The 15364-nt window shown below is 40.7% G+C and carries 12 protein-coding genes; all 12 read right to left on the reverse strand.

What is annotated here, in order from left to right; all coding sequences use genetic code 11:
• Positions 1-82: 82 nt before the first annotated feature.
• The 12 genes from mutL to recA all read right to left on the reverse strand — a co-directional run bounded on the left by mutL (position 83) and on the right by recA (position 15288).
• Positions 83-1909: a DNA mismatch repair endonuclease MutL gene (mutL, locus tag ETB99_RS05070; protein WP_077428328.1), complete on the reverse strand. Its 1827-nt coding sequence runs from the start codon at positions 1907-1909 to the stop codon at positions 83-85.
• Between the two features lie 13 nt (positions 1910-1922).
• On the reverse strand, positions 1923-4487 hold the full coding sequence (mutS, locus tag ETB99_RS05075) for a DNA mismatch repair protein MutS (protein WP_077428327.1): 2565 nt from the start codon (positions 4485-4487) through the stop codon (positions 1923-1925).
• Between the two features lie 75 nt (positions 4488-4562).
• Entirely contained in the window at positions 4563-5099 is a 537-nt protein-coding gene (locus tag ETB99_RS05080; RefSeq protein WP_004890648.1) for an outer spore coat protein CotE, read from the reverse strand.
• A gap of 159 nt (positions 5100-5258) precedes the next feature.
• Positions 5259-5690, reverse strand: a complete 432-nt coding sequence (locus ETB99_RS05085; protein ID WP_006323460.1) for a YlbF/YmcA family competence regulator — start codon at positions 5688-5690, stop codon at positions 5259-5261.
• A 1-nt stretch (position 5691) separates the two neighbouring features.
• Positions 5692-7272 (reverse strand): tRNA (N6-isopentenyl adenosine(37)-C2)-methylthiotransferase MiaB, encoded by a 1581-nt coding sequence (gene miaB, locus ETB99_RS05090; RefSeq protein ID WP_035021064.1) that lies wholly within the window; start codon positions 7270-7272, stop codon positions 5692-5694.
• 117 nt (positions 7273-7389) lie between these two features.
• Complete coding sequence (locus tag ETB99_RS05095) at positions 7390-8256, reverse strand: 2-oxoacid:ferredoxin oxidoreductase subunit beta (RefSeq protein WP_004890656.1); 867 nt, start codon at positions 8254-8256, stop codon at positions 7390-7392.
• A gap of 2 nt (positions 8257-8258) precedes the next feature.
• Positions 8259-9995, reverse strand: a complete 1737-nt coding sequence (locus ETB99_RS05100; protein WP_006323457.1) for a 2-oxoacid:acceptor oxidoreductase subunit alpha — start codon at positions 9993-9995, stop codon at positions 8259-8261.
• Positions 9996-10197: 202 nt separating this feature from the next.
• Positions 10198-11157: a dipeptidase gene (locus ETB99_RS05105; protein WP_077428325.1), complete on the reverse strand. Its 960-nt coding sequence runs from the start codon at positions 11155-11157 to the stop codon at positions 10198-10200.
• A 48-nt stretch (positions 11158-11205) separates the two neighbouring features.
• Positions 11206-11466 carry a stage V sporulation protein SpoVS gene (gene spoVS / locus ETB99_RS05110; protein WP_003181955.1) on the reverse strand — a complete coding sequence of 87 codons (261 nt, stop codon included), beginning with the start codon at positions 11464-11466 and terminating at the stop codon, positions 11206-11208.
• 126 nt (positions 11467-11592) lie between these two features.
• The gene (locus tag ETB99_RS05115; RefSeq protein ID WP_077428324.1) at positions 11593-12387 is read right to left on the reverse strand and encodes a TIGR00282 family metallophosphoesterase; all 795 of its coding nucleotides are present in this window, start codon (positions 12385-12387) and stop codon (positions 11593-11595) included.
• A gap of 97 nt (positions 12388-12484) precedes the next feature.
• Positions 12485-14041, reverse strand: coding sequence for a ribonuclease Y (gene rny / locus ETB99_RS05120; RefSeq protein WP_006323434.1), 1557 nt, complete (start codon positions 14039-14041; stop codon positions 12485-12487).
• A 209-nt stretch (positions 14042-14250) separates the two neighbouring features.
• Complete coding sequence (gene recA, locus ETB99_RS05125; RefSeq protein WP_041638422.1) at positions 14251-15288, reverse strand: recombinase RecA; 1038 nt, start codon at positions 15286-15288, stop codon at positions 14251-14253.
• Between the last annotated feature and the right edge of the window lie 76 nt (positions 15289-15364).

The raw sequence follows: 15364 nt of genomic DNA on the forward strand, positions 1-15364 counted from the left end.
TCTAATTCACATTCATCTATTATAGACAAACAATATGCATTTTATCATTTCATTTTGAAAAAATGTGAAAAAACATCCATTTTCACATGACGCGTTTAAACATTTTTTCTAATTCATACGTAGAAAAATGAATAATAATTGGGCGACCGTGCGGACATGTAAACGGATCGCTCGTTTTTCGCAACGATTCGAGCAACGCAAATATTTCATCGTTACGCAAAAATTGATTCGCTTTAATCGACTGTTTGCAACTCATCATGATGGCAGCTTTTTCCCTTAGTTGCTTCATATCCACTTTTTTCATCTCTAATACTTGCTTGATCATTTCCTCGATAATTGCTACTTCTTCCCCTTTCGGAAACCATTGGGGATGAGAACGAACAATAAAACTGTTATGACCAAACGGCTCTAAAAACACACCACAAGCAGCTAATTGATCACGGTAACTTTCAATAAGTACATACTCACTTGATGAATAAGTAAGCGTCAATGGGATAAGCAACGGCTGTAATTCATTTGTAACGGTTGCTAGTTTTTCACGAAAGTATTCGTATTTAATTCGTTCTTGGGCAGCATGTTGATCAATAATATATAGCCCGTTTTCATTTTGAGCTAAGATATACGTCCCGTGCATTTGGCCAATCGGATATAATGGCGGAATGCGTTCTTGATCCATCTCTCCTGTTACATGTTCGCTTGGAACAACGGATTCTACATCAAGCGGCTTGACATCTTGATCACGAACACGTTCGTCACTTTTCTCCAACACGATTCGCTCTTCTGTTTTCTTTTCTTGATCACGATATATCTCCGTTACACGTGGTGACATCGTATTTGATTCTTTCACGATATGTTCAAACGAAAACGTTTGTTGTTCTGCTTTCGTTTTTTCTACTCGCGGTGCCGTTACCTCAGGAATTAACGTCTTTTTTTGAAATGATTGGCGAATCGTTTGTTGAACAAGCTCGTTTAACTCGGCTTCTTTACTAAAACGCACTTCCAATTTTGCTGGATGAACATTCACATCTATAAGAAGCGGATCCATCATAATATTTAAAAAGGTAATCGGATGCCGTCCAATTGGGAGAAGCGTATGATATCCTTCTTCAATCGCTTTATATAACGAATAGTTTTTAATATACCGTCCATTTACGATCGTCGTCATATAATTCCGAGACGCACGCGTCACCTCAGGTAAAGCAACGTAACCGTCAATTGTAAAATCGAGCGTCTCCGCATGAATCGCAATCATTTTTTTGGCGACATCCAATCCGTAAATCGCTGCCAATACTTGCCTTACATCCCCATTTCCGTTCGTATAAAACAGTTGTTTTCCGTTATGTGTTAACCGAAATGAAATATGCGGATGTGCAAGCGCTAGACGATTTATCACATCAACAACATGACCAAGTTCCGTATGAATGGTTTTCATATATTTTAGACGCGCTGGCGTATTGAAAAATAAATGAGAAACGGTAATATCTGTTCCTTTTCGACTGCTTGTCCGACCATGCTGCACAAGTTCTCCGCCTTTTAAAACGAGCCACGTCCCTGGTCCTTCACCGGTACTCGTCTTCAATTCTAAATGTGAAACGGAAGCAATGCTAGGCAACGCCTCTCCTCGAAAGCCGAGCGTACGAATGCGAAACAAATCTGCCTCATCTTTAATTTTGCTTGTTGCATGTCGTTCAAACGCTAAAAAACAATCTTCCTCCTCAAAACCATCTCCATTGTCAACAACACGAATTTTCGCTAATCCCGCTTCTTCTAATTCCACTTCAATAATCGTGCTATGAGCATCAATCGCATTTTCAATAAGTTCTTTCACGACAGAAGCCGGGCGCTCCACAACTTCCCCTGCCGCAATTTTATTCGCTAACGCATCATCAAGCTTACGAATTTTCCCCACGTTTTCCCTCCTTTCACTTTAATAATTTTTGAATTTCGTATAATTTATTCATTGCTTCTAACGGTGTCATATCAAGCAAATTAAGAGATTGGATACGCTTGATCACTTCTTTTTCTTTTTTCGATGCACTTGAGCGCCCTTCGTCGTGTTGTTCTTCAAACATGCTTAACTGCTCAAACTGCTTTCTATTTTCTTTAACGATCGGTGTTGCATTTGTCTCAAATTCCCGCAAAATTTGCTCCGCCCGCTGAATTAAGTCTAACGGCAGCTTCGCTAATTGCGCGACATGAATGCCGTAACTTTTATCCGCCGGACCTTCTTTAATTTGATGCAAAAAGATAACGTTACCATTTTCTTCAACTGCACTCACATGCACATTTTTTAAACGCGGCAATTGTTGTTCAAGTGCTGTTAATTCATGATAGTGGGTACTAAATAGCGTTTTAGCGCCGATACGATCATGAATATATTCAATCATCGCTTGTGCAAGCGCCATCCCATCGTATGTGGATGTTCCGCGACCAATTTCATCAAACAAGATGAGGCTGTTTTGTGTTGCGTGAACGATTGCATGACGCGCCTCAAGCATTTCTACCATAAACGTACTTTGCCCGGCAACTAAATCGTCAGCCGCTCCAATGCGCGTAAATACTTGATCAAAGATCGGTAATACCGCTTCCTCCGCCGGGACAAAACAACCAATTTGTGCCATGATCGCCGTTAATGCGATTTGACGCATATATGTGCTTTTTCCAGACATATTCGGACCTGTAATAAGCAACATTTCTCGTTCAGCATCCATATAACAATCGTTTGGAACATAAACATTTGCTCCTAACACTTTCTCTACAACGGGGTGTCGTCCTTGTCGAACGACAAGACGGCGATCATAAGAAAACTGCGGTTTACAATAATTATATTTTTCACTAACCGTAGCAAAACATTGTAAAACATCTAATTGGCTCATGTATTTCGCTAATTTTTGTAAACGAACAATATATTGTTTCACTTGTTCACGTATAGAAACAAACAGTTCGTATTCAAGTTCCATGCTTTTTTCTTCTGCTTCCAAAATTAGTGCCTCTTTTTCTTTTAGTTCTTTCGTCACAAAACGTTCAGCATTCGCTAACGTTTGTTTACGTTCATATCGACCCTCTGGCAATAAATGTAGATTCGCTTTTGTTACTTCGATATAGTATCCAAATACGCGATTGTAACCAATCTTTAATGATTTAATTCCTGTTACTTCTCTCTCTTTTGCTTCCAATTGCGCAATCCATGTCTTTCCATTACGACTAGCATCCCGGAAGCGATCTAACGTTTCGTTATAACCATCTTTAATGATGCCACCCTCTCTCACGGAAAGCGGTGGGTTTTCCTCAATTGCTTCTTCCAACAATTGAACAAGTTCTTCACATGCATCTAAATGTTTTGCAAATGATTGAACGTGATCATCTTGAATTTGCATAAGAAGTGAGGAAATGAAAGGTACTTGTTTTAACGACTTTTTCAATTGAATTAAATCACGCGCGTTCACATTTCCAAACGCCACACGCCCAGCTAATCGCTCCAAATCATATACACTGCGAAGATATTCGCGTAATTCTTGACGCTCGAAATAATGGATCAACAGTTGTTCAACAAAATGCCATCGCTGTTCAATTTTTTCACGATCTAATAACGGACGATCAATCCATTGCTTAAGTAGACGTCCACCCATCGCAGTCATCGTTTCGTCCAGAAGCCAAAAAAGAGAACCTGTTTTTCCTTTACTCCGAATCGTTTCCGTCAACTCTAAATTACGTTTAGAGTACATGTCGATTTTCATATGTGCATCGACTTCGTACAGCTCGACCGGCTGTAAATGATCTAAATGTCGCTTCTGTGTTTTTACTAAATAATTTAATAATCTCCCAAACGTCACGAGTAATTTTTCTTGTTTCAAATGTGAAACAATAGATGTACAATCAAGCGGAATGGTTGTTTCATCTTCATACGAAATGGTAAGAGCATATCTTTCTCGCAATAATTCCCATTTTTCTTGATACGCTGTTGGAACGACTATTTCTTTCGCGCCAATAGAATAAATTTCATTGAGCACATCTTCAAATGCATGGAGCATCGTCATACGACTTTCTCCAGTCGTTAAATCTGCATATGCAAATCCATACGTACCATCCTCAAATGATGTCAATGAAGCTAAATAGTTATTTGCTTTGTCTTCCAGTTGCTTCCCTTCCATAACTGTTCCAGGGGTAATGAGTTGAACGACTTCGCGTCGCACAACCCCTTTGGCAGTTTTCGGGTCTTCAACTTGTTCACAAATCGCAACTTTATATCCTTTCTCAATCAAACGTTCAATATACATCGCGGCTGAATGATAAGGTACACCGCACATTGGCACGCGTTCTTCTCCGCCCCCGTCACGACTAGTAAGCGTAATTTCTAGCTCTTGTGATGCTTTAATCGCATCTTCAAAAAACATCTCATAAAAATCACCGAGACGAAAAAATAAAAAGGCATCTTTATATTGTGATTTAATTGCTAAATATTGCTGAATCATTGGTGTATAAGCCATGACCTTTCCTCCAACGTCCGAAATCTTGACTTCAATTATTATAACAAAAAATAAAAACTAGGAAGAACAAACTTCCTAGTTTTTATTGCTTCCTTCTTGAAGAAGCTCTTCATCTAACTGTTCTAATTCAGCTTCAATATCCTCATCGACTTCTTCAGATGATGTATCAACGACCGCAATCCGTACTTTTGTTTCCCCGATGACCTCAGCGATGAACTCTCGCTCTACTTCCACAGTTACCTTATTTCCAGTTGAAGCAATCGTACATTCTAAACAATTTGGTTGCTGAACAACACGTGCAATCACTTCTTGTTCTTCGCTAATGAGTTCTTCGTTACGATACTTCAACGGAATGACATCGGTATAAGATACCGTTTCTGTGAGCACTTCCGTTTTTGTATTATCGTTGTACGAATACCAAACATTCACATCATACTTTCCATGAATTTCAACACTACGATCCACTTTTTTCGCTTCGTACCGATGATTAATAATCCAACAACCGAGCACGCTCGTTGGACGATGTTGCGCGGAAACGGTATGCGTCGATTGCGTAAACTTTCTCCCTTTTCCAACAACTGCCTTTGTAATAATTTCTCTGTATTGGGACATGAAACAAACCCTCCTCAAAAATGCATTGTTCATTTTATCCTATGCACGAAAAAACTAAAAGTGTACATAAAAAAACAATCATTCCGTATAGTTCATTGTATGCAACTTGTTCGAAATATGTGACAAAAATAAAAAAAGAGCCCATGTGAAATGGACTCTTTAATGGCAATGGCCGCAATGGCTATGTTTCACTTGGGCACCCGTTTCTCCTCGTAACACATCGCCACCTGTCGATGTAATAATTTCATCTGTCACCGTCTTTGAAATCGTGGACGCAACAAGCTGCAACAAATCATTAATTTCTACTTGCGATTGTTTAAATTGTTCTACAATCGGAATGTCTGATAGCTGTTCGTAAATCTCATCAATTTCTGCTTCTACTTTTTTTAACGCTTCAACTTTTCCGTAATGTTGCAAGTTTACGGCTTGTTTTTGTAACGATTTAATTTTAGCAATCATCGTGCGTACTTTTTCATTTTCATGAATTTTGGCTTCTGCTTGTTTAAAAATCTCTACTTCTTCCGTTTCAGCAATCATTTTAGCTAATTCTTTTGCTTTTTGGACGATGTCATCCTTTGTATATTTCGCCACGTTATTTCACCTCGATCGTTTCTTCTACCATTTCTCCATTTAATGTCCATGTTTTTGCTTCTGTAATGCGCACGTTTACAAGTTGACCGATCGCAGACTTAGGTCCAACGAAGTTCACAAGCTTGTTTTTACGTGTGTATCCAGCGAGAACGTCTGGGTTATTTTTACTTTCCCCTTCTACTAATACTTCGACAACTTGTCCCTCATATTCCTTCATTTTTTTCGCAGAAATTTCGTTTACTAATGCGTTTAAGCGTTGTAAACGTTCTTTTTTCACTTCCATTGGCACGTTATCAACCATTTTTGCTGCCGGTGTTCCCTCACGTGGCGAGTAAATAAACGTAAATGCAGAATCAAATTCGACTTCGCGATAGAGCGACAACGTTTCTTCAAATTGCTCATCTGTTTCATTCGGGAATCCGACAATAATGTCTGTTGTAAGCGCCACACCTGGAATGGCTTCTTTAATTTTACGAACAAGCTCTAAATATTGTTCACGTGTATATTTACGCGCCATCATTTTTAACACTTCACTACTTCCCGACTGTACAGGCAAGTGAATGTGCTCAACTAAATTTCCACCTTTTGCTAACACTTCGATTAAACGATCATCAAAATCACGTGGATGGCTTGTTGTAAAGCGAATGCGCGGAATATCAATTTTGCGCAGTTCGTCCATTAAATCCCCAAGACCATATTTCATATCAGTAAAATCTTTTCCATACGCATTCACGTTTTGTCCTAAAAGCGTAATTTCTTTATACCCTTGTGCAGCTAAGTGACGTACCTCTTGAATAATATCTTCTGGACGACGGCTACGCTCTTTACCGCGTGTATACGGAACGATACAGTACGTACAAAACTTATCGCAACCGTACATAATATTAACCCACGCTTTAATATTTCCTTTGCGCACTTTCGGCAAGTTTTCGATGACATCGCCTTCTTTTGACCATACTTCAACAACCATTTCTTTTGACATATAGGCTTCTTTCAAAATATACGGAAGACGATGAATATTGTGCGTGCCAAAGATCATATCAACGTATTGGAATTGCTTCAAAATTTTATTGACGACTGATTCTTCTTGCGACATACAGCCGCATACCCCAAGCAATAAATCCGGGTTATTTTGTTTGAGTGGCTTTAAATGTCCAATTTCTCCGAATACTTTATTCTCTGCATTTTCACGAATGGCACACGTATTTAACAAAATGACGTTGGCATCCTCTGGGCGATCCGTTGGTTCATAGCCGAGCGCCATAAAAATTCCAGCCATCACTTCTGTGTCATGTTCATTCATTTGACAGCCGTACGTACGAATGTAAAATTTACGACCGTTCCCCATGCCACGAAACTCTTCTGGAATGGAGAAATCTTTATGATATTTCACTTCCTCTTTTCCACGTTTTTTCGCTTCTTTTAAAGATGGAGGAACAAATACAGTTGAAAAATATTTTTCATAGTCTTGACTCGTTTTTTGCTTGAGACGTTGCAAATTTTCATCCAAAGCGGATTTTTTGTCCGTTGGATGATCTGTTTCAATTTGTGCTGTGTACTGTAAACGTTGTTTTTCGTTCATCATAATTCTCCTTTCTTTTGTTCATAGACGCACACTAACATAGTATATTATTTTCTGGACTTTTAAACAATGTTTTTTCCATGAAAAAGAGGATGGCTTTCACCACCCTCTTTTTTCTTACATAAACTCAGCCACAAGCTGATCAAATTTTTCCTTGCTCATTGCTAAATCTGCTTCTGCCAATGGTTTTTCGCTATAACCAGGCACAAGATCTTGATATGATTTGCGCTCTTTATTTTGATAAATGAGCCCTGTAACAAGCCCTTTATGTTTCATCAACGTTTGCATCGCCATTTCGCGGTTAGATGGATCATATCCTTCAATGGAGCTCAAGCTCGTTAAATTGTCTTTAAACCAATCATATGTGTTTACTTTATTGTACGTGACGCACGGGCTGAATACGTTAATGAGCGAGAATCCTTTATGTTTTATGCCTTCTTCGATTAATTGCGTCAACTCTTTTAAATCACTAGAAAAGCTTTGGGCGACGAATGTAGCCCCTGCTGTTAACGCCATCTCCATAATCGACAACGCTGGCTCAACCGATCCTTGTGGTGTACTTTTCGTCTTAAATCCGACTTCACTACGTGGCGATGTTTGCCCTTTTGTTAAACCGTAAATTTGGTTATCCATAACGATGTACGTAATGTCGATGTTACGACGAATCGCATGGATCGTGTGCCCCATTCCGATCGCGAATCCATCTCCGTCACCACCAGCAGCAATGACAGTCAAGTCACGATTGGCCATTTTTACCCCTTGAGCAATTGGAAGTGCCCGACCGTGAACACCATGAAAACCATACGAATTAATGTAACCAGAAATACGTCCAGAACAACCAATTCCAGAGACAACAACAAGCTCATGTGGTTCAAGTCCAACGTTGGCAGCCGCACGTTGAATAGCTGCTTGCACAGAAAAGTCACCACAACCTGGACACCAGTTCGGTTTAATGTTATTTCGGAAATCTTTAAATGTCGCCATGTTTAAAACAACTCCTTGCATTTTGTATAAACTTCGTGCGGTAAGAACGGGTTGCCATCATATTTCAACACGTTAAATACTTTCTCAGCATGTCCAACGTTCATTTTTAAAATGTTGGCAAGTTGTCCTGTTGCATTATTTTCAACAACAACAACTTTTTTTGCTGATTGCACAAGTGGCAACATTTCTTCCGTTGGGAACGGATGAATGAGACGAACGTGAGCATGATTCACCTTGATGCCATCTCGCTCTAGACGTTCCATCGCTTCCTCAATCGCTCCACGCGTTGAGTTAAACCCAACGATTAACACATCGGCTTCTTCATGCTTCACATGTTTATGAACTGGTGTCGGGAATTGAATATGTTTCAACTTGCGCAGACGCTTATCCATTTGTGCAATACGGTTCGCTGCTACTTCAGAAGGACGGCCTGTTTCATCGTGCTCAACGCCCGTCACATGGTGAATACCGTTTTTCATTCCTGGTAATACACGCGGTGACACGCCATCTTCCGTCACTTCATATCGTTTAAAACAACCTTTGTCTGGAATTTCAGGGAGTTCTCCCGTAACAAGTTTGCCACGACGAATTTCAATTTTATCGTATTCTAGCGGCTCAACTGTTTGTTTACCTAACGAAAGTTGCAAGTCTGTTAAAACGATGACTGGACATTGATACTCTTCTGCAATGTTAAACGCTTCAACCATATCGTAAAACGCTTCTTGTACAGTACTTGGCGCCATGACTACTTTCGGAATTTCTCCATGTGTTCCATAAATCATTGCCATCAAATCGGACTGTTCTTGTTTCGTCGGAAGACCTGTACTCGGACCACCACGTTGCGTATCAACAATGACAATTGGCGTTTCTGTAATTCCAGCTAATCCGATCGCTTCCATCATAAGCGAAAGACCTGGTCCGGCCGAAGCTGTCAACGTGCGAACACCCGCATAGTTCGCACCAATAGCCATTGTACAAGCTGCAATTTCGTCTTCTGTTTGAATGACTGTACCACCAAATTGCGGAAGCTTCTTAATTAAGTATTCCATGATCTCTGACGCTGGGGTAATTGGATACGCTGCCATAAAACGAGCGCCACCCGCAAGTGCACCAAGCGCAATCGCATCGTTTCCAATCATAAACATTCTCTTTTTGCCGTCCGCCTTCTCAAGTTGCATGAGTTGAATGTTGTCACCAAGTTGTTCACGCATAAACTGAGCGCCCGCTCTGATCGCTTCCATGTTTTTGGCAACAACCTGCTCGCCTTTGCGACCGAAAATCTCCTGAACGACCCCTTCATATACGCTAATATCGAGACCGAGTACAGCGCTAGAAGCTCCGACTGCCACCATGTTTTTCATTAATGCTGTTCCTAATTCTGTTGCAATATCTGTAAATGGAACCGCATACAGCGTAGCTCTTGACTCATCCGGAATCGTCGGATTAAACTTTGCATCGGCAATGACGATCCCACCTTGACGTAACTCGTGAAAGTTAAAATCAATTGTTTCTTGGTCAAAAGCTACTAATATATCAAGATCATCGGCAATCGAACGAACTTGCGTTGTGCTAACACGAATTTTATTGTTCGTATGACCACCTTTAATACGAGATGAAAAGTGGCGATAACCGTATAAGTAGTAGCCTAGTCGGTTGAGCGCAATGGAGAATATTTCTCCCGTACTTTCAATACCTTCCCCTTGTTGTCCTCCAACTTTCCATGAAAGTTGACTAATCATGTCTTACACCCCTTTAAAGTTCCATCAATTGTAACGTAACATTGTACGATTATAAGTGTAGCACTTTTCCAGAAAAAGCTCTACCATTTCGCTTAATAAATTTTTTGAAAAATTTCATTTACTAAACGCTTTCATTCTAGCCCTATTGAAAAAAAATTGCAACATATTTGTTACAAAAATGTGAATTTTTCTTCCGAATTTTTTATTGCGGGATTCGCTCATAAAAATTACAAAACAAAAATTTTCTCACTTGTTCCTCTTTAAAATGCTTCAGCAATTCATTAATGAAATGGGTATAATGCGAAACATTAGCTAATTGGTCAACCGTTTCAAAAATGCCATCGAAGTCAGATCCAAACCCGATATGGTTTTCCCCGCCTAACGAGCAAATATAGTCGACATGACGCAACACATCTGTCACTGTTGTCGTTTGCGTATCATGACGTAAAAACTGCGGAACGAATGTCACACCGATCACCCCATTTTTCTTAATCAAAGCTTGAATCTGGTCATCGCGCAAATTGCGTGGGTGCGGGCAAAGCGTATACGCATTTGAATGTGAAGCAATCGGATAATGAGCCAATTCAATGACATCCCAAAACGCTCGTTCACTTAAATGTGACACGTCTGTCCAACATTGTTGTTCGTTCAATAAGTGGACAACTTCTTTCCCGAATTTCGTTAAACCTCCTCCTCGTTGCTCTAGTGCTCCATCCGCTACCATATTGGCGTCATTCCATGTTAAACCAACAGAACGAACACCAAGGCGAAGAAGTGTGCGCAGTTGCGTTAAACTTTCGCCAATGGCTTCACACCCTTCTAACGTAAGCATCGCTCCAATTTCACTCGGTTGTAGTTGATCGATTTCTTTTTTTGAACGAACCACTTTCATATTTGGCTGTGACACAACTTTCTCATAAAAATAATCAATCATCTCTAAAGCTACAAAAAAGCGCGATTCTGGCCTTACGTGTTTTGGGATGTAAATAGCAAATCCTTGTACTGTTACACCCGCCTGCTGCAATCCATCGTACGTGACATGTAGCGATGAGCTTCGCTCAAACGATACATCTTGGTCACAAAATAGTTGATATAAAACGTCACAATGAGCGTCAAATATACGCACAACGACCCCTCCATACGAAAATTCGCTCTGTAGCATATGATAAAAATAACCTGTTTGCTATACAAGCAAACAGGTTTATGTGCATTAACGCGGTTCAACAATAAGTTTGATTGCTGTCCGCTCTTCTCCATCAATTTGAATGTCTGTAAACGCAGGAATACAAATGAGATCGACTCCGCTCGGTGCTACGAATCCTCGCGCGATCGCTACTGCCTTCACGGCTTGATTTAATGCACCTGCACCGATCGCCTGAATTTCAGCTGCACCGCGTTCTCTTAGCACGCCAGCAAGTGCACCAGCTACAGAATTAGGATTAGACTTTGCTGAAACTTTTAATATTTCCATTTCTAGCTCCTCCTTGTTTCTAACAATTGCTTGTAAAAAATTCGTACTGTTTACTATATATTCACCTCTGTTCACTCGTATTCCTGCTATTTATATGTATTTTTTAGAAAAATCTAAAAAGAGAGACTAGTCGAAATATGGGTGGTCATCATTAATCATAATTCGTTGAATTGATTTCGTTCTCCCGCTTTTTTCATCTATATCGATAAGCACAGCATTCAACTGCGCGCGCCCCGTCGTCACTTCGAAACGAACCGGCAAGCCCGTTAAAAATTTACGTAATACTGCCTCACGATCCACACCCAAAATGCCATCGTAAGGACCTGTCATACCGACATCAGTAATATAACCGGTGCCGTTTGGCAAAATACGAGAGTCCGCTGTTTGAACGTGTGTATGCGTACCAACGACAGCGCTTACTCGCCCATCTAAATACCATCCCATCGCTTGTTTTTCACTCGTTGCTTCCGCATGAAAATCTACAAGAATGACAGGGGTTCGTGAGACCGCCATCTCTACTAATTCATCTGCTTTTTTAAACGGGCAATCAATCGCTGGCAAAAACGTTCTTCCTTGCAAACTGATGACCGCAACCTCATATCCCTCTACTTGAATAAATACAATTCCTTTTCCAGGTGTACCTGCTGGAAAATTCCCTGGACGAACAAGTACTTTCGCTTGATCAATAAACTCAAATATTTCACGATTATCCCATGCATGATTCCCAAGGGTTACTGCATGCACCCCTATCTCTAAAAAGCGCCGATATATTTTTTCTGTTATCCCTTTCCCACCAGCAGCATTTTCACCGTTGACAACAATCACATGCGGCTTATATTTTGCTTTTAGCTTCGGTACGTATTCATCAACCATTTTTCTTCCCGGTTGTCCTACGACATCACCGATAAATAATAGTTTCATCATATTACCCTTTCTATACCCATGATTTCTATTTTTCAGTTTCGCACAAAACGAAGCGTTTATCAATACGAAAAGCTACTCCAAACGAGGAGTAGCTTTATTTTGCATATTCAACAGCTCGCGTTTCGCGGATTACTGTAACTTTAATATGACCTGGATAATCAAGCTCTTCTTCAATGCGCTTGCGAATGTCACGCGCCAAACGATGCGCTTCCAAGTCATCGATCATATCTGGCTTTACCATAATGCGAATTTCGCGTCCAGCCTGAATCGCATACGACTTTTCAACACCTTCATATGATTCAGCGATTTCTTCAAGTTTTTCAAGTCGACGAATATAGTTTTCTAACGTTTCGCTACGGGCACCTGGCCGAGCAGCAGATAATGCGTCTGCAGCAGCAACAAGCACAGCGATAATAGACGTCGGCTCCGTATCACCATGATGGGAAGCAATGCTATTGATAACGACCGGGTGTTCTTTATATTTCGTTGCGAGCTCTACACCAATTTCAACATGGCTTCCTTCTACTTCATGGTCAACAGCTTTTCCGATGTCGTGAAGAAGACCTGCTCGTCTTGCAAGCATTTCATCTTCCCCTAACTCAGCTGCCATCAAACCAGCTAAGTACGCAACTTCCATCGAATGTTTAAGAACATTTTGTCCATAGCTTGTACGGAATTTCAATCGGCCTAAAATTTTAATTAAATCCGGGTGCAACCCGTGAACACCCACTTCGAACGTTGTTTGTTCTCCCACTTCACGAATGTGTTCATCCACTTCTCTTCGCGCTTTTTCAACCATCTCTTCAATTCGCGCCGGATGAATACGCCCGTCTTGAACAAGTTTATCTAACGCAATTCGTGCCGTTTCACGACGGATCGGATCAAAGCCTGATAAAATGACTGCTTCCGGCGTGTCGTCAATGATGAGATCAATACCTGTTAACGTTTCCAACGTGCGAATGTTACGTCCTTCGCGTCCAATAATCCGACCTTTCATTTCGTCATTCGGCAAGTTTACAACAGATACGGTCGTTTCGGCAACATGATCAGCAGCACAGCGTTGAATGGCAAGCGATAAAATTTCTTTTGCTTTTTTATCGGCTTCTTCCTTCACTTTCGTTTCTGCTTCTTTAACCATGAGCGCGATTTCATGAGAAAGCTCTTTTTCTACACGATCTAAAATGATTTGTCGTGCTTCTTCACGAGTCAAGCTAGAAATACGCTCAAGCTCTGCTTGTTCCTTTCGAACGAGTTCTTCCACTTTGCTTTCCATCTCTTCAATATGCTGTTGTCTTTCATTGAGAGAATTCTCTTTTTTCTCAAGCAACGCTTCCCGTTTGTTTAAAGATTCGTCCTTTCGATCGAGATTCTCCTCCTTTTGTAACAAGCGGTTTTCCTGTTTTTGTAATTCACTTCTTCGTTCGCGAATTTCTCGTTCTGCTTCCACGCGAAGTTTGTGAATCTCATCCTTTGCTTCAAGGAGCGCCTCTTTTTTCAATGCGTCTGCTTCTCTTTTCGCTTCTTCAATCATTTGCTTGGCAGCTGCTTGTGCACCGCCAATTTTTGCCTCGGCAATGGATTTACGAACAAAAAAGCCAACAACTGCACCGACGACTAGGGCAAGCAAAGCGGAGATGATCGTTTCACCCATTATCCTCACCTCCTCTTGCTATAAATTCGTTACTTCATCAATGTCGGCATGTACATTGCACCCATTCAACATACACTTCAAAATTGTCAAATATACATGTACATTTTAAAGGTGACCTTCCATATTGTCAAGGCTTGTCATTGCGGGAAAGCGCTTCATATGGTTGAATCTTCTAAAATAAAGAAAAAAGAGACACAACGTGCCTCTTTTTACTCTAAGAAGTCTAAATCATCTTCACGTACAGGTGTCGCTGATGCACCTGTCGTAATGCCATAATGTTGGCGAATTTCACGTGCAATTTCTTCCATGATATGTGGATTTTCTTTTAAAAATTGTTTCGCGTTTTCTCGTCCTTGTCCCAGTCTCTCATCTTTGTATGAATACCAAGCACCGCTTTTTTGGATGATATCGAGTTCAGCACCCATATCAATAATTTCGCCTTCTTTTGAAATCCCTTCCCCATACATAATATCTACATCTGCAGTTTTAAATGGTGGCGCCACTTTATTTTTAACGACTTTAATTTTCGTTTTATTTCCAACCATATCATTGCCTTGTTTAATTTGCTCAGCACGACGCACTTCTAAACGAACAGACGCATAAAACTTCAATGCGCGACCACCAGGAGTTGTCTCGGGGTTCCCGAACATAACCCCCACTTTTTCCCTTATTTGGTTAATAAAGATAGCGATCGTTTTCGATTTGTTGATAGCGCCTGATAATTTACGTAGCGCTTGGGACATGAGCCGTGCTTGTAGTCCAACGTGAGCATCGCCCATTTCCCCTTCAATTTCTGCTTTCGGAACAAGGGCTGCAACGGAGTCAATAACAATAATGTCAACCGCTCCACTGCGCACAAGCGCTTCAGCAATTTCTAACGCTTGCTCTCCTGTATCAGGCTGTGAAAGCAACAATTCATCAATATTAACACCTAACTTTTCAGCGTAAACAGGATCTAAAGCGTGTTCTGCATCAATGAACGCCGCTTGACCACCTTGCTTTTGTACTTCAGCAATCGCATGAAGGGCAACTGTCGTTTTACCCGAAGATTCTGGACCATAAATTTCAATAATACGCCCGCGCGGATATCCTCCTACTCCAAGCGCAATATCAAGTGCAAGAGAGCCGCTTGATACAGTCGAAATTTGACGATCTGTTTGCTCTCCTAGCTTCATAATAGAACCTTTTCCAAACTGTTTCTCAATTTGCTTTAACGCCTGTTCTAATGCTGCTTGACGATCGTTCAAAGAAACTCCTCCTTTATACTTACAAAAAATAAAGCAGTGACTGCTACTTATTACTATACATGTTTTCTGTTTATTT

It is taken from the genome of Anoxybacillus sp. CHMUD (genome assembly GCF_013096965.1).
In the GTDB taxonomy this organism is placed as follows: Bacteria; Bacillota; Bacilli; order Bacillales; family Anoxybacillaceae; genus Anoxybacillus; species Anoxybacillus kestanbolensis_A.